Below are 21,974 nucleotides of genomic sequence, written 5' to 3' on the forward strand. Positions count from 1 at the left end.
AAAAAGGGCGGCCAAACGGCCGCCCGAAGCGTACTGCACGAGAGTCCTTTTACAACGTCAGCTGTCCCCGCTCCTCCTCGGTCAACTGCTGTTTCGCCTGTTCGTCCAGCACCCCGGCGCCCAGCACCTGCACCGGGCTGTCGGGGTTGTAGCCCGGTGTTGGTGCGCGGCTGGCGCCGTCGCGGGTCGGGGCCAGTTGTTCGTTGCCGAAGCTGAGCACCTGTACGGTGAACACCGAAGCCTGATTCTGGCGTGACGCAGCTTGTTGCTGACGAGCGACATCTTCCGCTGCCTGGGTCGCGGATGACGCAGCGGAGCTGGCCGAGGTGATCGCCCCGGTGTTGACCGCCGCCACAACCGGCACGCCGGTCGCCTTGCCCTGCACCGAAATGTTCGCGGCATTGACCACTGTCAGCGCAGCGATGTTGACGTTGCCCGACACGCGAATCCCCGCTTCGCCGGCATCGATGGTGCCCAGCGGCGCGATCAGGTCGATGTCCCCCGGCTTCACTTCGGCAATCGGGTTGAGCGTGGCGATACCGGCGCCGGTGCTCGGCACCGATGGCGACAGGGTCACGTTGCCCCAGGTGTCGTACACACGCTTTGGCGGGGTGTAGACCACGGTGGTTTTCGAACCGCGACCGGCGTTGATGTCGCCTTCGGCGGACCAGCCAAGGATCGAGCCGCCAAACGTGGTCATGATTCGGCTCTGTCCGAGCAGAATGCTGCCCTGTGAATAGAGCTGAATGTTGCCCGAACCCTGAGTGATGATCCCCGCCGTCGATGGCGGCGCCGCGCCCTCAATGCCGAACACCTGACCACCGCCCGGCGTGAGCATCTGGATATCACCACCGAACAGCGTCTTGACCCCGGCGCCACCGTAGAGCGTGATATCGCCGTCATAACGGATCGCGTTACCGGCCACATCGGCAGTCGGGAACAACGCAGCGATTGCGTTGCGACCGCGCAGGTAACTGCCTTTGCGTGGACCATCGGCGTCGTTGTATTCCAGGCCTGCGGCACGCAGTTCGGCGAAGTACACCTGACGGGCGAAGATCGCCTGCTCGGTACCTGGCAGTGCAGCGAAGAAGGACTGCGCCTGCTCTGCGTTGCCGCTGAAGCCGTAGCCGAGGGTCAGCCAGCTCTGCAACTCCTCGAGGTAGGTCTTGACCACTTTGCCCGGTTGGCCGTTGAGCGGTGCGTTCGGGTCGGCGAAGTTCTGCGGGCTCAGATAACGGGCGATGAACCGTGAGTAATCCGGCCCCTGAGCGCCGGCGCCGGCCTGCATCACAATGCTCGCACCCGAACGATGATCGCCTGCGGCTACCGGTCCGATGCTGGTGATGCCGGCGCGATCCTCCATCAGAATATTGCGCCCGGCGTTGATATCCAGAAGACCCGGCCCCGCGATATCGAAGCTGCTGTACAGGATGTCGCGACCGGCGGAGATCCGCGAAACATCATGCTGGTTGGTGTGAATCAGCAGGTTGCCTGACGATGAAATGGTTTCGTTGTTCCAGCCGATTTCCGACGGTGCCGTTGCCGGTTGGCCCAGGTGGGTGCCGGACGCCACGATATCGCGCCCGGCCAGCATCCAGACAGGCGCAGCGCTTTCGTACCAGGTGCGCAGCGAGGTGCCGAAACGCAAGGTTTCGCCGCTGCGAATGCCCACCAGATCGCCGGTCATGGCGTAGAAGCGCGCGGGTGCCTGAACGCCGCTGGTTCCCGAGTAACTGTCGGCACCGAATGCAAACAACGGATAACGCACGTTCAGGCTCGGGGCAATGCCGTCGCTGTTGTAGTTGCTTGTGACCGGCCTGCTGGAACCGTATTGCGCATAACCGGTAAACGCCGGCGCGAACGGCGTGGCGATGGCGGACAGACTGGCGCCAGACTGGTTGATCGCGTAGCCGCCGGCGTAGATCGAGTTTGCGGCCAGCAACTCCAGTTGCCCGTCGCGGGAAGGGGCCAGCACGATCGAGTAAGCCGTCGCGGCGGAAAACCCGCTTGCCCGGTAAGTGGCCGAAGGGCCGGCATAGATGGAGCCCTGCCCCGCTACCGCGCGCAGGATCGAGGGGTACACGAAACGTCCGTCAGTGGGCGAGGTGTTGCGGCTGGCCAATGGGCCCTGGGTGTCGGTTTCACCCAGCTGTGTGCCAGGTGTCAGGTTGCCCCCCGCCGAGAACAGATCGATGGCCGTGTGATCGGTCCACAACGAGAAACCGGCCAATCCGCCACCGTCATGGGCGACGCCACTGGTATCGGTGAACGGTGTGGAGTTCTGCAGGCGCACCCTTGCCGGGTCGACCGCACCGCCCAGCACCAGATCGCCACGGGTAGTCAGGCGCATGCCGGAGTCGCCCGGGATCAGCACCAGGCCACCGGACGCGCTGCCAAGGGTCGAGGTGAACGGATCGAAGGCCCGGGTTTCACGAGGGTCCTGGAGGGAAGTGTAGGCACCGTATTGCAGATTGATACCGCCCAGCGCACCGCCCGACAGTTGCGCCGCACCCCGCAGGTTGATCAATGCCCCCTGCAGATCATGATTCGGTGCTCCCGTACCGCTTTCCCCTGCCCGTGCCTGTAATGACGGGTTCAACGTGCCGCCGATCTGAATGTCCATGTCGCCGCCACCGGTCAGTTGCAGGCGGCCGTCGCTGCCCACCCTGCCGGTGCTGCCCACCGCCACGATCAGCCCTTGGCTGCGTGGATTCAGGCTGCTGTCACCCAATGGCTTGAGCATGCCGCCATCGCCTCCGGCGCGCAGGCTGACGTTGCCGCCGCCCAGTGCGCCGAATCCGGTGAACCCCACCAGATAGGGGCCGGTGTCAAAGTCCGGGTCGGGCAGTGGCTGCGTGGCATAGCTGCCGAAGTTGATCCACCAGGCAGTCGGCACGTCGTTGTTGCCCGTCCCCTGTCGCCACAACCAGTTACCCACGGAGACACTGGAAACCTGTTCGCGCAGGTTCGCATCCCGAATGAATCCGCGACGCCCCAGGGTATCCCCCGAGACCGAGCCACCCGCACTGATCGTCAGGTTACCGCCCAGCTCCGGGTACCAGGCCTGATAAAGACTGTCGCTGCCGCCATTGACCCACTTCTCATAATCGGCGCCTTTGCTGCCGAGCACTGAACCGTTATCCGTGAGGGCACCCCGGCGCTGATTGAAGCGTGGATCGATATCCCGGGACTGAGTGCCCGCGGTGTAGACGCCAAAGGGCGAATCCATGCTCAGGTCACCGGCGGCCATCAGGTCCAGATCGCCGGTGCCGGTGCGTAACACGCTGAACATCTGGGTGTGCGGTGAAACGGTGATACCGCCCTTGTTCGGTGTGCAGGAGTTGGGGTCGGCATCGCACCAGAACAGCTCGTCATCCGTGACCGGTGTTCCCGGCGGCATGCCGGCGATGTTGTCCACCGCCCACAGGAACCTGGCGGGCGCGATGCAGGCACCCGGCAGGATGTCACACAGGTACAGTTCGTCATCGCTCACGACCTCCCCGGCCGGATACCCCATCGGGTTGCCCTCGGCCCAGGTGGTGTCGAGTTTTTTCTCCACCACTGTCAAACCGTAATGGGTATCGGCCAGACGCAGGTTGCCTTCACGGGTCAACGGCTTCACTGCACGGCTGTCGGCGGCCTCCAGGTCAGACCCGGCCACCACCCGCATCGACCAGGACGTACTGCCCGATGGCAGCATGCTCGCCACGGCCCAGTTGCTGCCTTGCTGCGTGGTGCCGGAATAGCCGCGCAGCTCGATGAATGCGGTGCCGGTGGCCAGTACGACATCGGTCATGGACGGAATCAGCGAACCGCGCTGCAGCGCCAGTGCACCGCTCAATGTCACCCCCGCCGTCTGATTGTCCGCACCGACCGTACCCGGCAACGGCACGCCCTTGGGCCAGAGCATGGCCTGCAACGCAACCGCACCGTTCAATCGGGTACCGGCCCCCAGACGGCTGCCGGCAGGCAGGATCACGTTGTCGCTGAGCAGCGTACCGGCGGCGTACAGCAGATTGCCCGATGCGTCATGCACCGCGCCGGACAACACCGTGCCGGCATTGAGCGAATAGGGGCCAGCCAGCGTCGCCTGCGTCGGCAGCAATGTGCCGCTGACCAGGGTCACGGCTTGTATCGGCAAGTCGTAATTGAGCGTGGTGCCCGCCGGGAACCGCGTGCCCTCGGCCAGCGTTACGCCGGTGCCCGGCACGATCAGGTCACCGCCGAACGGCTGCACGCCCGGTAACAGCTTCCAACCGGCATCGTCGACCGTTTCCGGCGGTGGTGCGAAGCCATCGTTGAGGCTGCCGTAAATATCGAGATTGCCACCGGCACGCATCACCAGGCTGCCGGACTCGCCGGAACCATAGACCGAGGTTTTCTCTGTGTGCCGATTGAGGCTGGCATATCGGTAGCGCGACAGGTCGATATCGCCTTCCACCACCAGATCGCCATCGGCGGTTTGGCTGGCAATCTCGACCCCGGGACGCAAATGGAACATGTCGGCATAGGTCGCGTTGTTCAGCCCCGCCAGTTTGCGTTGCAGCAAGTCGCTGTTGCTCAGCGCGGCACTGATGAATGTGCTGCTGTCGCCATCGATGCGATCGAACAGCGCCTGATCGATCACTTGATAAGGGCGGCCGCTGGCCGCCGGATCGGCGCCGTCACGGGCATCGGTATAACGACGCATGCCGTTGAGGCCGATGGAGCGTGCCCCCTGAATGCTCAGCGCTCCGCTGGCATCGATGGCAATGTCGCCAACGCCCAGGCGCGGCGCATTGAGTTCCAGCGTGCCGCGCGCCACCCCGTCGTTCTGCCCCGGCAGTTTGCCAACGGTCGCGTCGGTGCCGTGGCGCAAGTCGAACCGGGTGCCAGAGGCCAATGTCAGCAATCCTTCGCCGGAATTGAGCTCGACCACGGCGCGGTTCGGTGCGTCGATGATCTTGCCGTAGCTGTCGACCCGCAGAATCCGGCCATGGGCGTCCAGCACGGCATTGCCGGCGAGTGTCAGACCGTTCTTGCCGGACAGCCGGATGCTGCCGACCCGCTCGCCACTGGCATCGATCAGACCGGCAACCGAAAGGCTGCCATTGTCCACCGAGACATTGATTTCACCGGCCTTGAGGCCGTCGCCGATCAGCAGGCTGCCCTCTTTGAACTGGAAACTGCGGCTGCCGAACACGTGCCCGGCGTTCAGACGCTGGTTGAGCGCCGCGAATTGCCCGTTCAGATCACCTCCCAGATGGCGGGCGCGCAGATCCACACCGGCGGCCTTGTACGGCACCAGCGTGCCGCCAGCATCGTAATAACCGCTGCTGGCGCCGAGGATCACTCCCTGCAGATCAACCACGCCCGCATTCTCGGCCAAGGCGACCGCACTGAGATGGCCGGCCTGATTGTTCTGCGCCGACAGATCGATCCGCGAGCCAGCCGCCTGGCGAATATTGCCGCTGTGGCTGAAAAGCGACACGTCGCCGCCCCAGCTGTATTTCTTCACATCGTTGAACGGCAAGGTGCGTCCGGCCAGATCCAGTTGTGCGTCGGCGGTCAGCGTCAGGTCATTTTCCGCCTTGACTATCAGCTTGCCGCTGGCCAGCGCGATACGGCTCTCGAGCACCACGTCATGGGCATCGAGTGTCAGTTGCGCGCCCAATGCATTGGCCGCTGCGGAAACACCGGCGCCCTTCAGGGTCAGGCTGTCGCCGGCCTTGAGCGAGTTGACCGAAGCCGCTTCACCGGTCAACAGCGGTGTGCGCAGATTGAGGTTGCCGCCGGTGTAAGCGTATCCCTTCAGTGGATCGTAGGCGCCCTGCTCCTGGTACACCGCGAGGCTGCCTTTGTGGTTGGCGGTAATGCGTTCGCTGGCCGTCAGATTCACGTTGGCGAAGCCCAGTGCCAAACGATTGTTCTGGTCCAGCCCGCTCGGTTGCGGGTTCGGGCCGTAGCCGAATTCGATACGTTGTGCCTGGATATCCAGCATGCCGCGACCGGTCCCGGCGCCGCCGCTGACCACCGCACCCGGCGCCTGGGGCGCACCGTTCCAGATCAGACTGGCGGTGCGCAGAGTTGCCACATCCGCAGCCTCTCCCAGGCCGTAGATCGCCGGCGTCGTCAGCACCAGGTTCTGTAGCTTGCTGCTGCCCGTCTGTGGGTCGAGCGTATCGAGCGTCACGCTGCCAAAGAAATTGAACGAGTCCCGAGCCGTCAGGCCGAGGGATTCCAGTGCCGGCGCACCCAACCGGGTATCGCCCTGAAGCAGACGGTCGAGCACACGCTGGCTGAGTGTCAGGCCGACCGGTACACGTCCCGCACTGTCGGACAGTGCCTGAGCGTTCCCGACGTTGACCGCGCCGACCGCCAGGCTCAGGTGTCGGGTGCCGAAACCCACTGAATCCGCCAGTTCGAAGCGATTGTCGGTGGCCGCGGTGATGCTGCCTCGGGAATACAGCGATGTCGCCGCCGTGCACGGCTCGACTGCGCAGGTGCCGATGCGGATGCTGCCCGCGCCATCGGTTCCGACCGCCTTCGCCGGCGCCAGCATCGTGGTCCGGCCGTTGGACACCAGCAACACGCTGCCAGCCCCGGGTTGATAGACAAATCCGGCAGTGGTGTCGTAAGGCACGTCACCGCGATCCAGTGTGTTGATGCCTGCCCCCGCCTCCAGGGTGATGCCTGCGTCAGTCTTCTGGGTTCGCAGCAGTACCTCCGGTGCAGACAGCACCGCGCCTTCACGCAGGACGATGTGGTTGGAATTGCTGCTGCCGAAAGAAACGATATTGCCGCCAGAGCCATAATCCACTGTCGGCACGGCACCGATGGCCAGGCGTCCGGCCTCCAGGTTATTGAGACTGTCGGCATACAGCGAAACGCCGCTGAAATCCTTCGTGCGTGGTCGGCCCGCTCCCAGCACTTCGAGGGCACCGCCCGAGGCGCGAATGACAGCGGTTCCCGTCACGCCGCCCTCAGCAGGCTTGAACAGCACCTGGCCGTTGAAGTCCAGCGCGACCTCTCGATCTGCACCGCTTTCAAAGCGCAGATCGAGGGTTTTTCCATCCATCGGCGCCAATGCCCGTGGTACCCCCCGACGTGCGGCATCGCTCTTGATGAACGCAGTGAAGCCGGTTTCGTTGTATTGCGAATAACGGCGCAGGACATCGGCCGACGTCAGGATGATCGCACTGTCAACGCTGTCGCGCAGTCCGGTATTGGCAATCGACATCCGGCCGCTGGCAGCCCATGAGCCGTTGCGCATCGGCAATGCGCCGCTTCCCGGCGCTGCCGCGACCTGACCATTGACCTCGACCCGGAACGCACCGGGCAACAGCGCGAACGTCGATGGCAGCAAGGTATAGGTTCCGGCCGCCAGGCCCGGCACGCCGACGCCGAGGGTGATGCGTTGGCCGACACGGGGATCGACCGCCCCCGCTTCCGCGAGCACTGGTGCATAAAGGCTTTGATCGCCCGGCACAATCGCGTAGACCGGGTTGCTCGCCAGCCCCGGCAGGCTGAACGTGCCGTCGCTGGCGTTACGCACCAGCGGGTTATAGCGCGCATCGGTGGAGCCGCCGCGACCCGAAATGAACCCGGCACCGCGCAGATCGCCACCGCCGGAAAGATCGATCACTGCACCTTGTGCCACATCCACGTATTGCGACTGCAGGGTCACCCCGGCCGAGAGGCCGGCGATGCCTTTCAACAGCACGGAGCTGGCGTTGTAGCGGTAGTCGATGCCGTCAGTGGTGCCACCGTAAGGCATGACCAGCCCGGCGCCGCTGACGGACGTAAGGCTGCCGGGCAGCAGATGGATTTCGCGGGTCAGCACCGACCTGGTGCTCTCGCCCAGCGTGATCAGGCCCAGCGGCGCACGCAGTACACCGCCCTGCTCGATACGGCTGGCGGCCAGCGTCAGTTCGCCGAACACCGAATACGGCAATGCGCTCGGCGCCGCGCCCTGCGCGAGGATCCGCAACGTGCCGTCGGAAGGCGCCGTTTCCTGCTGGAAACCGGCCCTGACCCGGGCCCTGGCACCGGACACCGGATAGATCTGTGCCGCGCTCAAATTCAGGTCGCCCGCCGCCCACAGCTCGGTCAGCGGTTGTGTGGCCGAGGCCAGAAAACGCATGTCGCCCTGGCTGGCAAGCGACACCTGCGCAAAACCTCGGCGACCGACCTGCACCGCCGGCGCATTGAGTTGCACGATCGAACCCAGAGTGCCAAACGAAAGGCTGTTGCCGATATCCAGCAGGTTGGCCGACGCACTGAACTGCGCTGCCGACAGATTCGGGGTCGGTGCGTTCATGACCCTTGGACGAATGAACGCGTTGGAGCCGTAATAGACCCCGGGCCCCAACAGGCGCAGAGAAGGTGCGAAAAGGTTGATCCGGGCATTGTCTTTCGCGTGTTCGGCCAGAGACAAGGCACCGGCATACAGGCTCAGGCTCTGGTTGAAATGCAGGTCGACATCGCCATCGAATGAAATCAGTCCGTTGCTCAGCAGCCCGAGATTATCGAAACCGCCGCTCATCAAGGTGTCGGCACTCAATCGTGTGCGTCCGTAGACCAGGGCCGGTGCCGCGTCTCCCGGTTTCAGGCCGGCCGCCAACGGCGATTCCACCGCCCCCTGGCCGATCACGATTTCCCGGGGCAGACGCACCTCGTCAGCGGCTTCACCGATGCGGTACAACGGGGTTTCCAGGGCAATGTCCAGTCGACCGCCGGCGGCGCCGGCACCACCGGCAGCGGCCCGCAACCGGCCGTCGATGAACAGGCCGCTGTAGGAACTCAGGGAAATCCTTCCGCCATCGGTGGCGACCGCCGTCGGCCCCTGCCCGGCGATATCCAGCACCGCCGCGGCACCGGAGGCGTCCAGGCGGGCGCCATTGCGCACGATGACGTAAGCATCGGCAGAGGTGGCAGTGGCTTTCTTCGCATCGAGCTCACCGCCGATGACGATGCTGCCACCCTTGCCGACCAGACCGTAGACGCGCCCCAATGCATCCACCGCCGTAGCGGCACGCGCGGCCACGTCCAGTACGGCGTGCTCGCCGATCCAGATAGAACGGTTGTGCGCCTGTCGCGCAGCTTCTTGCTGGCTGTCGGCAGGGTCCACCGAACCGAACTGCTGCTGGCGAATATCGATCGTACCGCCCCAGGCATTCAGCTCACCGTCAACGGTGATCTGTCCGGGCCCGCGCAAGCCGATTCGCTGGCCAGGATCGACGCTGATCCGTGAGCCGGTGCCGACAACCAGCGTGGACTTGACCGGATCGAGCAGATTGGGATTGCTCGATCCGGCCTGCAACGACAGGCTGGCGCCGCCGCGCTGAGTCAACACAGCCTTGGTCGGGTTCTCCTGGAACAGCGCCGGCGTCCACAACTCCAGCGCCGTGCCTGGATCGACGCCGCTGACCCGGTCCGACGCCTGAGCACCGAAACGATAGACCGGCATCGTGACGTCGATCCGTGTGTCATCGACCACGCTCAGCCCGTTCAGACCGATGATGTTGTAAGCCGAAAACCCTTTCTCGAACAGGCTCGGTGACAACTGCAGGGTCGAATCGGCGAGTTTTTCGTCCGTCTTGCCGATCAGTACCTTGCCGGCTTGCACCAGCAGCGTGCCGCCACCGCTCACACCGTAGCCGCGCACGTCGCCGTCAAGACGCAGTGTCGCCGCGTCCGCAACAGTGTTGGCGCTGGACTCCAGCGTCAGGCTGCCACCCTTGCCGTCCCAGGTCTTGCCGTTGGCCAGCACCGCGCCGCCGGACGAAACGTCCAGCAGACTGCCGGCCTGGACATCGATATCGCCGCTGCTGCGGATCGAAATCAGCCCCCCGTTCAAGTAGGCCAGGCCCGCAGCGTCATCCGGGTTGGTGGACAGGTTGCTCCACACGCCACGGGTATCGAGTTGCACACCCTTGGCCACGGCCACCCGGGTCGGATGGCCCGCAGGCGCGGTGATCCGGGTATCGGTCGTGGCGTTGGTCTGCAACTGATTGAGCACGTTGCCCAAGTGCAGGCTGCCGCCCCGGGCGATCAGATCGGCACTGACCTGCACATCCGGGCCATACAGGGTGATGTCGCCTCCGGTGTCGACCGTCAGCGCCTGATTGACGTCGATACGGTCCCGGGCCGCAACCTTCAATGCACCCAGGTGCCATCCATTGAGCTGATCGGCATCGAGGAACAGCTTGCCCTCGCGGCTCTCGGACACCGCCGAGAGCACATCCGGAACACCGTCATCGATGGGTTTGTCAGCACCGATCTGCACTTGATCGAGCAATGGATTGAGGCCGTACAACAAGCCCCCGGCCGACGCGACATAGGCCGGGTCGTAACTGCCGACGATCAGTTGTCCGCGCCGCGCCAGTGCGGTCTGGCTCTGCTCGTAACCGTCGAGTACCGCACGCGGCGTCCGGGTCTGGCGTTCGCCCTGATAGACCTCCCCGAGCATCTGCCCATCGAGCAGCGCATTGCGGGTCGCGATCACCAGTTGTCCGGCATCGCGGCCCACGGTGTAACCCGATTCCTGGCGACGGGGCGGGGCAATCAGCGGGTTGAAGTAATAGTCGGTCTGGCCCCAGCGCTCGCTGCTGTCTTCGTAACCCTTGTACAACCCGGTGTAGAGAATATCCCCCGGTGCCCGCGAGACTTCGTACAGACGCCCATCGGCACCGCGCAGCCAGCTCTGACGGATCTCTCCGCTTTGCACATCCAGGGTGCCGCCGGACAAGTTGATCAACGAGCCTTTTTCGGTCACCACATCGTTGCCGGCAAAACTGACCATGCCCCCCTGCGCCATCCACTCACCAATACCGTGGCCCTGGGTGCCCAGATAGCCGCCGACTTCCAGCAGTCCGCCGGCGGTGTACCAACGGTCGGTTGCATAGCCGTTGGTGCCGGCCGGCACGTACACCAGTTCGCGCACATCGACCCACACATCATTGCTGTTGAGCGCGCCCTTCTCGCGGTTGACCGACGAATCGCGCTGCTCGTTGCCCTGCACGTTGATCTTGATGTTGTTGGATTCCATGGCGACCTTCACGCCAATGGCCCCCGACACATCGATCAGCGCACCGTTGCGTACCAGGCTGCGAAGCCCCGCCGTGACAGCGACCTGCCCGCCGGTGGCCAGAGTGATCGAGCCGTTCTGGAACTCGACACTGCCGCCACTCTGGATGTCGATGCGCGACTGGTCGCCACGCACCCTGTTGTTGGCGTTGACACCGGTCAGCGCGGCTTTGTGCTGGCTGTCCAGCGCCGTCAGGTCGCTGCTGTCGAGCAGAATCGCCGTGGCACTGCCCTGCCCCAGCGTCACGCGGCCGCCGGTATCAGTGGCCGGATTGAGCATGTGAAGGGTGCCGCGGGTCGACACGGAGGTGCTGGCCAGCAGCACACCGTTCTGCTGTACATCGTGGCCGGTCAGGGTGATGTCACCGGTGGCCGCCTGGATCAAACCGTTGTTGCTGACCTTGCCGGCGCTGCTGTCGGCCTTGAAGCCCGGGACGACTTCGTTGCCGAAGGTGGTGGAAAAACCATTGCCCTCAGTGCCCGAGCCTTTGCGGATATAGAAACGATCGCCAGCGCCGAGGACGGTCTGCCCCTTGGCGGTGCCGATGTGGCCGTCGTTCTGCACCTCGCTGCCCAGCAGCAACGCATAGCCGCCGGCATCGGTGGATGTGGCGGGAGCATGCGTCTGAATCGATGCACCGCGCTCCACCAGGACCTTGCCGGCGGCTTCAGTGAAGGTCGGCTGACTGCCGCTGCTGTCGAAGTACAGACCGCGATCCCGGAACTGGATATCGGTGATATTGGCTGCCGCCGCCACCAGGTTGCGCACATTGACCTGGCTGGTGCCACTGAACACGATGCCGTTGCGGTTGATCAGCATCACCGTGCCGTCACCCTTGATCTGGCCCTGGATCTGGCTTGCCCGCGCGTTGGGGTCGTTGATCCGATTGAGCACCGCCCAGTTCGACTGCTGGGCGAACTCGACCGTGGTGTTGCGTCCGACGTTGAAGGTTTCCCAGTTGAGGATCGCCTTGTCGGCGGTCTGCTCGATCCGCACATGGGTCTTGCCATCGACCTGGGTCTGCTGCGGCCCCTTGGCGTTCTGCCAACCCTGGGTGAGGCTGTTGTCGACCTTCAAGCCCCCTTCGCCCAGACCGTCCGGCACCCATTGGACGGAACCGGATGCCACGGCGCGTCCGGCAGCCTGAGCGGCCTGCTGCGCAGCAATCGCCGCCACGGTGTTATTGAGTGTCTGCAACGAACGCTGCAATTGCTGGCTGGCCTTCTGTTGCTGCGCCAGAGGCGGCGTCATTCCCGGCAGACCAGCCGCGCCGGAACCCGGACGTGCGGCGGATTGCTGTGCGGCGCCCTTGGCGGCAAACCAGCCCGAGCTGAACGCTGTCTGCGCGTGCGCGCTGCCCGCCACCAGGCACAACGCCACGGCCTGCGCCAGAGGCTTGAGCAACCACAGCGCCGGGTCCACGGCATCACGTCGGGAAGATTGAACGTCGGTAAGGCGGCGGGATGGGCGAGCAAGCATCACTACGAGATCCTTTTGATGGCCACAGGTCGGCAACAACCTGCTGTTACGACATAGGCGGTTGGCGGGGGCCGCGACCGAACGGATGTCACACAAACTTCATGTTTTGCGAGTAACGGCGCCCGCAGGCAAAAAAATGGCAGCCCCGGAAGGGGCTGCCATTCGAACGGCGGACTGCGGACTGCGGATGAAACCTTACAGAGGACGGCCGATGCCGTTGCAAACGCTGGCGTTGTTGATGTTCAGGTTGTTGCCGGTGGAGTTGGTGATGAAGTTGGCGGTCACAGCATTTTTCCAGTTGGTCGGAACCACGCTGAAGCCGTGAGCGATGGTTGCAGCGGCATTGCCCGGCACGCTGTAGTGAGTGGTCAGGAAGGCTTTGACGTCAGCCGCCACGGAGGCGTCCTTGTAGCACTGGCCGAAGATGAAGTTGGTGTAGGCAGCGATCGGGTAACCGCTGGTTGGGTTGGCAACCACTGGAGCCCATTGCGCCGGGTTGGCTGGCGCGGTTGGCAGTGCGACCGAAGACAGCGCGGTCGTGACGTTGGCCGGCGTCGGCTGTACGCCGTTGACGCGAGAAACCACGGCGTTGCTGCTGGCGTTCACGCCGTCCGGGCCGACATAACCGATGGAGCCGTCAACGGCGTTCACGGCAACAGCGACGTCAGCGGTGTTGGCCACACCGACGAAAGTCGATGGCAGCGCAGTACCGGCTGGCAGCAACGAGTTGGCGAACGTGGTGTTGACCGAGAACTTGCCCGGGCAAACGTTGTTCAGGTGACGGGTGAGGATTTCCGAAGTGCCGCTGGCAGTGCTGCGATACACAACGCGGATCGGCGTGGCATCAGAGTTGCCCAGCAATTGGCCCCAAGTGGTCGCAGTACCGGAGAACACATTGCAGAGCTGGGCGCTGGTCAGGTTCAGAGCCGTCTGGCCGGCTTTTTTGTAAGGGATGGCAACCGAAGTGGCGACCGACGGCAGCTGGATCAGCGGGCCGTACGAAGCACCGAAGTTGGTGTTGTAGGTGCTGATTTCCGAAGCGCTGAGGATCGAGTCGCTACCGGCGAAGTGCACCGAACCGGTGGTGCTGAACAGCGCCGAGTTGTTGGTCAGGAAAGCGGTCTTGCCAGTGCCGCTACCGGTACCGACGTAGCTGAAGTTGGCTGGCAGGATGCTGTTGCTAGAGCCTTTGTACAGAGCGGCAGGCAGAGTCGCGCCACCACCGGTTACGTTGGCGGCCATGGCCTGGGCGGAAGCCAGGGCAGCGACGGTCAGGGAAGCTGCGATCAGAGTGCGCTTGAACATGAAGAATCTCCTTTTCAACGTTGGTTGTGAACACAGGTTTTCAGGGGACTTGCATGACACTGGGAAGACTCACCGCCGACCTTCGCAAGCGGGGTCCGTGGTTAAGTCGCACTGAGAAATTCGCAGTTTCCGGTGACAGATAAAGGAAAAAACCTCGGGAGGTGCAGGCTGATTTTCGAGGGATTTTCTCGGGTGTTTGCGCCGTTGTGCGGAGTGTCTGCGGCAAGCTTTTCGGGGGGATCGGCCACAGCCCTTGAAGGGCCGTTGCAGATGACAGAAAGGAGAACCCGAGGATGGCTGGATCGAGGCTCGGGTGATGGAGAATCCTTTGCAAAAATGCTGAATTATTTATCGCTTTGACTGGCCCTATCGCTGGCAAGCCAGCTCCCACAGTGTTCGGTGTTGTTAATGCAATTTTCTTCCCAACACAAAAACCTGTGGGAGCTGCGGTGCGACGATTCGACTTGCCAGCGAAGGGGCCGAAGCAGACAACATCAAACCAACAGACACACCCCTACTGCACCAACTGGTTGATCTCGATGATCGGCAACAGCACCGCCATCACGATCACCAGCACCACCCCGCCCATCACCACGATCATCAGCGGCTCCAGCAACGCGGTCATACCCATCGCCCGGCGCTCGATATCACGGGACAAGGTTTGCGCTGCACGCTCGAGCATCGGCGGCAGCGCGCCGGTTTTCTCACCGCTGGCGATCAGGTGAATCAGCACCGGCGGGAACACGTTCTCCACCTTCAGCGCTGCCGCCAGGTTGACGCCCTCGCGCACCTTGGCGGTGGCCTCATTGACGCTCAGGCTCAGACGATCATTCGACAAGGTCTGCCGCGCCGCTTCCAGCGCCCGCAACAACGGCACGCCGGCGCCACCGAGAATCGCCAGCGTCGAGGCGAACCGTGCGGTGTTCAACCCCAGCACAAACCGCCCGATCAGCGGCAGCTTCAACACCCGATGATGCCAGCTCAAACGCGCCGCCGGGTTACGCAGATACAAGCGCCAACTCCAGAACGCAGCGGCCATGACCCCTGCACACAACCAGCCCCAGGCGCGAATGAAATCACTGGCATTGAGCATCGCCAGCGTCAGGCCCGGAAGATCCTGCCGGGCCTGGGAAAACGCGCTGACCACCTGCGGCACCACATAACTGAGCAGGAAAATCACGATACCAATCGACACCAGCCCGACCACGCCCGGATAGATGAACGCGGTGAGAATCTTGCCGCGCAGGTTGTTACGTTCCTCGATGTAATCCGCCAGCCGTTCCATCACCTGCGCCAGATCCCCGGACTCCTCACCCGCCGCAATCAACGCCCGGTAAATCTCCGGAAAATCCCGAGGCCGCGCCGCCAGCGCTTCGGCCAGACGCATGCCGCTGCGCACATCGGCGCGCACGGCGCTGAGGGTGTGGGCGATGTGTTTTTTCTCGGCCTGTTCGACCGTGGCGCTCAGCGCCGCTTCCAGCGGCAGACTGGCACCCAGCAGGCTCGACAGTTGCCGGGTGGCCCATGCCAGATCGTTATCCGACAGCTTGGCGCTGAACAATCCACCGCCGCCATGTTGGGAGACGTTGCTTTCCCTCTCCACCGACAACGCCGTCAGGCCACGACTGCGCAGCACGCCAAACGCGGCGCCCTGACTGTCCGCCTCCAGATGCCCGGATTCGATCTTGCCGCTGGCATCGGCGGCCTCAAAACGATAGCGATTCATCAGGCGTCCCGTGTCACACGAAGGATTTCTTCCGGCGCCGTAGTACCGCTGCGAATCCAGCGTTCGCCGTCCTCGCGCAGGCTGAACATCCCGGCCTTGCTCGCCGCCGCACGCAACGCCTGTTCCCCTGCCCCTTGGTGGATCAGCGTGCGGATGTCGTCATCGATGCAGAACAATTCATGAATGCCGGTCCGGCCGCTGTAACCGGTGTGATTGCACGCCGCGCAACCGACCGGGCGCCAGGTGCCGGGCGTCGCCGGGTCTTCTTGTTTGCACTGATTGCACAACCGTCGTACCAAGCGCTGGGCCAACACACCGAGCATCGACGAAGCCAGCAGAAACGGCTCGACGCCCATGTCGACCAAGCGGTTGACCGCCGACACCGCGTCGTTGGTGTGCAACGTTGCGAGTACAAGGTGACCGGTCAGCGAAGCCTGCACCGCAATCTGCGCGGTTTCCAAATCGCGGATCTCGCCGATCATGATGATGTCCGGGTCCTGACGCAGAATGGCGCGCAACGCGAGGGCGAAGGTCATGTCGATCTTGGCGTTGACCTGAATCTGGCTGATGCCCGGCAGATCGTATTCCACCGGGTCTTCCACGGTGAGGATGTTGCTGGTGCTCGCATCCAGCCGCGCCAGCGCCGCGTAGAGACTGGTGGTCTTGCCGCTGCCGGTCGGGCCGGTGACCAGCACGATGCCGTGGGGCTGGCGGATCAGGTGATCGAGTTTGGCCAGCACCTGCGCGTCCATGCCCAGGGTCTCCAGATGCAGGCGCCCGGCCTGTTTGTCGAGCAAACGCATCACCACCCGCTCGCCATGGCCGGTGGGCACGGTGGAAACACGAATGTCGATCGGTCGCCCCGCTACGCGCAGCGCAATGCGGCCGTCCTGCGGCAGGCGTTTTTCGGCGATGTCGAGCTGGGCCATGATCTTGATCCGCGACACCAGTGCACCGTGCAAGGCCTTGCGCGGCGACACCACGTCGCGCAGGGTGCCGTCGACCCGGTAGCGCACCACCGAATGGGTTTCGAACGGTTCGATGTGAATGTCGCTGGCCTCGTCCCGCGCCGCCTGGGTGAGCAACGCGTTGATCATGCGGATCACCGGCGCGCCATCCTGGGTGTCGAGCAGGTCGGTGATTTCCGGCATGTCCTGCATCAGGCGGTCGAGGTCGACTTCGTTTTCCGCCGCACCGACCACCGCCGCCGCACTGCCGGTGTCGGCGTAGGCAGTGGCCAGCAGGCCGTCGAGTTCGTCATCGCGCACCCGCTCAAGCCTGGCCGCGCCGAACTGCCGGCGCACCTCGCTGATCGACCAGCCCGGCGTCGACGGGCACACCGTCAGCACGCCGTCGCGCAGCAGAATCCGCTGCGCCTTGGCCCAGGCATAAGGCAATGCGCTCATTGCAGCGGCACCGCTTTGATAGTCGCGCGGGGGCCGGACACCGGTGCCGGCACGCCTTGGGCGGTGGCGGGCAATTGCGGCGCCTGCATGTCCGGCATCGCCCAGCTGCGCTCCGGTTGCAGACCGCCCTGGGCGCGGCGCATGAAGTCATAGCGGTTAAGCGTGATGCTGCGCCCCGCCGCGCTGTCGCGGATGATGTACGGGCGCAGGAACACCATCAGGTTGGTCTTGGTGATCGAACGGCGCTCGTTGCGAAACAGCGCGCCGATCCCCGGAATGCTCGACAGCCACGGCACCGCGTCATTGCTCTGGCTGTAGCCGTCCTGCAGCAGACCGCCAAGCACCATGATCTGCCCGTCATCAAGCAGGATGCTGGTGTCGAGTGCGCGTTTGCTGGTGACGATCCCCGCGGAGTTGGCCGCCGCCGAAGCGCGTTCGTCGATGCTGCTGACTTCCTGATAGATGTCGAGCTTCACCGTGCCGCCCTCGGAAATCTGCGGCCTCACGTTGAGCTTCAAGCCGACTTCTTCCCGGGTCACGGTCTGAAACGGGTTGTTGCTGTTGCCACCGCCACCGGTGACGTAGCTGCCGCTGACAAAGGGGATGGTCTGGCCGACGAAAATGCTCGCCGCTTCGTTGTCCAGGGTCAGCAGGTTCGGTGTCGACAGCACGTTGGTGCCGCCCTTGCTCTTCAGCGCCCGGGCCAGCACTTTCAGGTCGAGGATCTTGCCGATCCCGGGGATGTCGACGGTGCCGTTGACGTAGCCAAGGTTCAAACCTTTGGGCAACACGTCGACACTGGTCTTGCCGTTGACGTTGATCCCCGAGCCACCAAGGTTGGCCCCACCGATCACGCCGTTGCCGGCCAGATTGCCGGTCTGCCATTGCACGCCGAACTCGCTGGCATCGTCCTCGCCGACTTCGACGATCAGGCTTTCGATCACCACTTGCGCACGGCGCTGGTCGAGCAGATCGATGACTTCGCGCAGGTTGCGGTACAGCGGCTCCGGCGCGGAAATCAGCAAGGTGTTGGTGGTCGCATCCGCCTGAATGGTCACGCCGCCAGCGCTGAACGCGACGTTCTGTTCGCTGCTCTGCGCATTGCTGCTGCCGCTGGTGGCGCTGCTGCCCTGGGCATAGCTGCCGCCGGTGCTGCCGTTGTTGGTGGTCGAAGTGCTGCCGTTGGTTTGCGTGCCGCTCTGGCCGTTCTGCCCGCCGCCCGAGTTGGTGGAGCCGCCCATCGCACTGAGTACTGAGCGTGCACTGTCGCTGGTGCCGCTGTCGCTCTCGCCGGTCAACAAACCGCGCAAGGTCTGGGCCAGTTTGCCGGCCTGGGCGTTGCGCAGATACACCACGTGCAGGTTGCTCGGGTTGCTCTGGGCGTTGTCGAGTTTGTAGATCAGATTGCGCGCCAACTCGGTGCGCTCGGGGCTGCCGGCGCGGATGATGATGGTGTTGGAGCGCGGGTCGCCGATCACTGCGATTTTCTGGGTCGGGTCATTGCCCGGTGCATCAAGCAGGTCGGCGACCATCGGCGCGATGTCGGCGGCGATGCCGTTCTGGATCTGTACCACGTCGGTGTCGATGGCGCTCGGCGTATCGATGCCTTGAATCAGTTGCGCGACCCGCGTGAGGTTCTCGGCGTAATCGGTGACGACAATGGTGTTGTTGCCCGGATAGGCATTGATCGGATTGTTCGGCGACACGATCGGGCGCAGCACCGGGATCAGGTTCACCGCGTTCTCGTATTGCAGGCGGAACGTGCGGGTGAGCATGCCGTTGCCCGCCGGTTTGTCGGCGCTGTAGATCGGCCCGCCGAGCAACTTGGCGTCGGCCTCCGGCACCACCTGCGCCACACCGCCGACATCGACCACGCTGAAACCCTGCATGCGCAGCGCCGCCAGCAGCATGTCGTAAGCCTGATGCGCCGGCACCTGGCCTTCGGAGACCAGCGTCAGATTGCCCTTGACCCGAGGATCCACCAGAAACTGCTGACCGGTGGAGCGGGACAACGCCCGCACCACCGCTTGAATATCGGCATCGACAAAATTCAGCGTCACCGGTTGATCGCCCAACGGATTGGCCGGCAACGTCGTGCCCCGCACCACCCCGCCGCTGCGGGCGCGCTCGGTGATGTTGTGCAATGGCTTGGGCGCCGGTCTGACCTGAGCCTGCGCCCGCTCGCGGTCGAGCACCGCGTCGCCGCTGCGCTGGGTGTTGGCCAGCGGCCGGCCGAGTTCGCTGTCCACCAGCAGCGGCGGTTGATTCGGTGGCGTGGTGTTGCTGCATGCGCTCAATGCCATCAACAGCATCGGCAACGCCATGCGTTTGGATCCTGACCCCTTCATGAAGCTTCCTTAGCGCCCAGCGCCTGATCCATGCGTACGGTGCCCGACAGAGTGCCGGCGGTGTCATCGGTTGCGGTGTCGTCAGTGCGTTGCAGGCGCGCCTCGACCACTTGCAGTGAAAAACGGCGGGGCTGGATCAACAACCAGTCGAGGACGGCGTCGGCGGGGGCTGCGTCGAAGGTCAACTGCCACCCTGCGGACGCGGCCGCCAGTTGGTAATGGCCGCCCAGTCCGCCAGCCTGCAAGGTCTGTTGCAGCGACTGCTCCAGGTTCTGACCGTCCGGACGTACGCTGACGTCGCGCAACAGCACTTCCAGCGCTTCGGCCTGGGCGCGCAGCTTCGGGGTTTCGACCTGCGAGGCGGCGATCTTCTTCAGCGGCGGCTGAATCAGCACCACCCACACAAATAGCCCCAGCAACAGCGCCGCCATGCCGCCGACCATGCGTTTTTCCCGCACGGCCAACGGCTGCCAACGGGCCTGCAACTGAGCATTGAAGCGCTGCCAACCGGCGCGGTATTTCGCCACCGCTGGGCTATTCATCTTCGGCTCCGCTGCTGTCGTCGTTGTCAGCGACAGCGGCCACCTCGCCGGCCGGGCGCAAGACCCAGCCGTCCTCATCGGCGCTGACACTGATTCCTGCCTGGGCCAGCGCCGCCTGCCAGTCCTTGTCGTTACCCGAGCGCCGGGCCTCAGGCAGCAGACGCAGTTGCAGCACACCGTCGACGAACGCCAGACGCTGCACCGTGCCCGCCATGAACGGCATACCGCTGCCCGCCTGCAACACCAGCCGACTGAAATCCTGACCCGGCGCGTCCTGCGCGCCTTGCTGGCGCGCTGCGATTTGCTGACGGGCCTGTTGCAGCGGATTGAGGATCACCGGCAACTCGGGGAACGCCTGCTTCACCCGCTGCGCCATCTGCGCCTTGATCAGTTGCCCTGCCCCGGCCTCGCGGGCGGCGTACAGGTTCAAACCGATCACCCAGACCACCAGCGCCAGCGCAGACAAACCCACCGCCCGTCCCCAGCCCCGACCTTCGGCACCGGGTTGCTGAATGCCGCCGTGCAGGCCCCAACTCGGTAATGGCCCGGACCAGCGTTGTGCGTCGGCCAATGTCGACTGCACCGCCTGCGGCGCGCCCTCACCGATCCAGTGCGCAGGCAGGGCAATTTCCATCAACCACGCTTCATCGATCAACGGTTGCACCTGCGCCGAGTCCGGCCCCTGACGCAACAACAAATGATCGCCGAGCAGTTGCCCGACGCCGCCGGCCATCACCGGCAAGCTGTAGGCCGCCGGGTACAGGCCTTTCAGGTTCAACCCGGTCTCGTGCAGCAACTGCCCGAAGTATTGCAAGTCCCGGCGCGGCAACCAGGCAATCTGCACCTGCCCCGAAGCGTCGCGCGGGCCATGGGCGACGTGCATCGTGGTGATGTCGCTGAGCATCAGCGCCTGCGCGGCGCACTGCACGGCGGCGGCGGTTTTGCTGGTGGTCAACGGCGGCAGGTTGATGCTCGCCAGCAGGCTGTCGGTCGGGTGCAGGAAACACACCAGCGGCAGCTTCGGCAGTTTGCGCAGCCGTTGACGATCCTGGCGAGTGACCTTGCCGTGGCGGTCCAGCCACGCGCAGTCCAGCTCACTGTCGAGATTGAGTTCCGCCAGTGGCGGCAAACTTAGGCGCAAGTGGTTCATACGCCCACCCGCGACCAGATCACCTGGGGCAAACGATCCTCGCTGCGATGCAGCAACGCATCGAGGCTGACCCGCCGCTGATCGCGCCGCGCCTGCCCACGCAGCCGAAACCAGTCACTGGTGATCCCGACCTTGACGCTGGTGATCTCCAGTTGCGGCAAGCGCAGGCGATTGACGAAATCCCCGCGATTGATGAACCAGCGCCCGGCGTCGCGTTCATTGATCAGTGCCTGCGCCCGCTCCAGCGACAGCCCCGGCACATAAGCTGCCAGCACCGGTGCCGTGGCGGTGTTGCCGTTGAGCCAGGTGGTCGCCGGAATCACCGTCAGGTACGGCGCCAGTTTCATCAGCACCGCATCGTTGACCCCGTCGACACTGCGCAGGTCTTCAAGATTGCGCAGCATCGGCAAGGTTGGCGATTGCGGTTTGCGCGAGGCAGACGGCGACGTGCTGCGGCCGCTGTCGAAGGTGTTTTTCGTCACAGGTTTATCCGTCAGTTGTGCATTGAGCAGATGCGGATACGAGCCGATCACCCGCTGACTGATGCGACGACTCAACGCGTCGCTGATACCGATCAACCCACACAGGCGCTCAAAGGCCTGAACCTGGGCGTCGTCGATCCGTTCGTTGGCCACCAGATTGCGCAGGTTGAACTTGCCCTGCTCATCCTCCAGCCGCCCTTCGAAACCTTGAGTGTTCAACTGCAGCGCCCAGGGTTGATCGAGTCGGGTCAGCGGATCGCGTTGCCGCGCATCCCACAACAATTGCCGGCTGATCTCCAACCCGCCGTGCAGCACCCAACGGCCCTGCACGCGCAATTGTTCGGCTTCCAGCGCCCGGGTCGAAACGCTCTGACGCGTCAGCATCCCGGCGGCGATCACCGCGACCACCGCCGCGATCAGCAGCGCACTGATGATCGCCATCCCCTGCTGGTTCGATTGGTAGTTCAT

The 21,974-nt window shown here is 64.2% G+C and carries 8 protein-coding genes; all 8 read right to left on the reverse strand.

The features are described from left to right. Window positions 1–49: 49 nt before the first annotated feature. The gene (locus tag J5M72_RS14165; protein ID WP_207865907.1) at window positions 50–12,547 is read right to left on the reverse strand and encodes a filamentous haemagglutinin family protein; all 12,498 of its coding nucleotides are present in this window, start codon (window positions 12,545–12,547) and stop codon (window positions 50–52) included. Between the two features lie 195 nt (window positions 12,548–12,742). Beyond that, window positions 12,743–13,852: a substrate-binding domain-containing protein gene (locus J5M72_RS14170; RefSeq protein ID WP_169430643.1), complete on the reverse strand. Its 1,110-nt coding sequence runs from the start codon at window positions 13,850–13,852 to the stop codon at window positions 12,743–12,745. A 514-nt stretch (window positions 13,853–14,366) separates the two neighbouring features. Further along, window positions 14,367–15,578 carry a type II secretion system inner membrane protein GspF gene (gspF, locus tag J5M72_RS14175; RefSeq protein WP_207865909.1) on the reverse strand — a complete coding sequence of 404 codons (1,212 nt, stop codon included), beginning with the start codon at window positions 15,576–15,578 and terminating at the stop codon, window positions 14,367–14,369. Continuing rightward, a complete protein-coding gene (gene gspE, locus J5M72_RS14180) occupies window positions 15,578–16,984 on the reverse strand; it encodes a type II secretion system ATPase GspE (protein ID WP_207865911.1) in 1,407 nt (468 codons plus the stop codon). Before gspE ends, gspF begins: the two co-directional genes overlap by 1 nt. Continuing rightward, window positions 16,981–19,332 (reverse strand): type II secretion system secretin GspD, encoded by a 2,352-nt coding sequence (gene gspD / locus J5M72_RS14185; protein WP_207865913.1) that lies wholly within the window; start codon window positions 19,330–19,332, stop codon window positions 16,981–16,983. The genes gspE and gspD overlap by 4 nt, the downstream gene beginning before the upstream one ends. Continuing rightward, entirely contained in the window at window positions 19,329–19,874 is a 546-nt protein-coding gene (gene gspM / locus J5M72_RS14190) for a type II secretion system protein GspM (RefSeq protein ID WP_207865915.1), read from the reverse strand. Before gspM ends, gspD begins: the two co-directional genes overlap by 4 nt. Continuing rightward, window positions 19,867–21,024 (reverse strand): type II secretion system protein GspL, encoded by a 1,158-nt coding sequence (gspL, locus tag J5M72_RS14195; RefSeq protein ID WP_207865917.1) that lies wholly within the window; start codon window positions 21,022–21,024, stop codon window positions 19,867–19,869. Before gspL ends, gspM begins: the two co-directional genes overlap by 8 nt. Next, the gene (gene gspK, locus J5M72_RS14200) at window positions 21,021–21,974 is read right to left on the reverse strand and encodes a type II secretion system minor pseudopilin GspK (RefSeq protein WP_207865919.1); all 954 of its coding nucleotides are present in this window, start codon (window positions 21,972–21,974) and stop codon (window positions 21,021–21,023) included. The genes gspL and gspK overlap by 4 nt, the downstream gene beginning before the upstream one ends.

The sequence above is a fragment of the Pseudomonas sp. 58(2021) genome, from assembly GCF_017491585.1.
GTDB classification, from domain to species: domain Bacteria; phylum Pseudomonadota; class Gammaproteobacteria; order Pseudomonadales; family Pseudomonadaceae; genus Aquipseudomonas; species Aquipseudomonas fluorescens_BT.

Coding starts and splice junctions, on each gene's coding strand:
- J5M72_RS14165 (WP_207865907.1), bottom strand. CDS start 12,547: ATGCTTGCTCGCCCATCCCGCCGCCTTACCGACGTTCAATCTTCCCGA.
- J5M72_RS14170 (WP_169430643.1), bottom strand. CDS start 13,852: ATGTTCAAGCGCACTCTGATCGCAGCTTCCCTGACCGTCGCTGCCCTG.
- gspF (WP_207865909.1), bottom strand. CDS start 15,578: ATGAATCGCTATCGTTTTGAGGCCGCCGATGCCAGCGGCAAGATCGAA.
- gspE (WP_207865911.1), bottom strand. CDS start 16,984: ATGAGCGCATTGCCTTATGCCTGGGCCAAGGCGCAGCGGATTCTGCTG.
- gspD (WP_207865913.1), bottom strand. CDS start 19,332: ATGAAGGGGTCAGGATCCAAACGCATGGCGTTGCCGATGCTGTTGATG.
- gspM (WP_207865915.1), bottom strand. CDS start 19,874: ATGAATAGCCCAGCGGTGGCGAAATACCGCGCCGGTTGGCAGCGCTTC.
- gspL (WP_207865917.1), bottom strand. CDS start 21,024: ATGAACCACTTGCGCCTAAGTTTGCCGCCACTGGCGGAACTCAATCTC.
- gspK (WP_207865919.1), bottom strand. CDS start 21,974: ATGAACTACCAATCGAACCAGCAGGGGATGGCGATCATCAGTGCGCTG.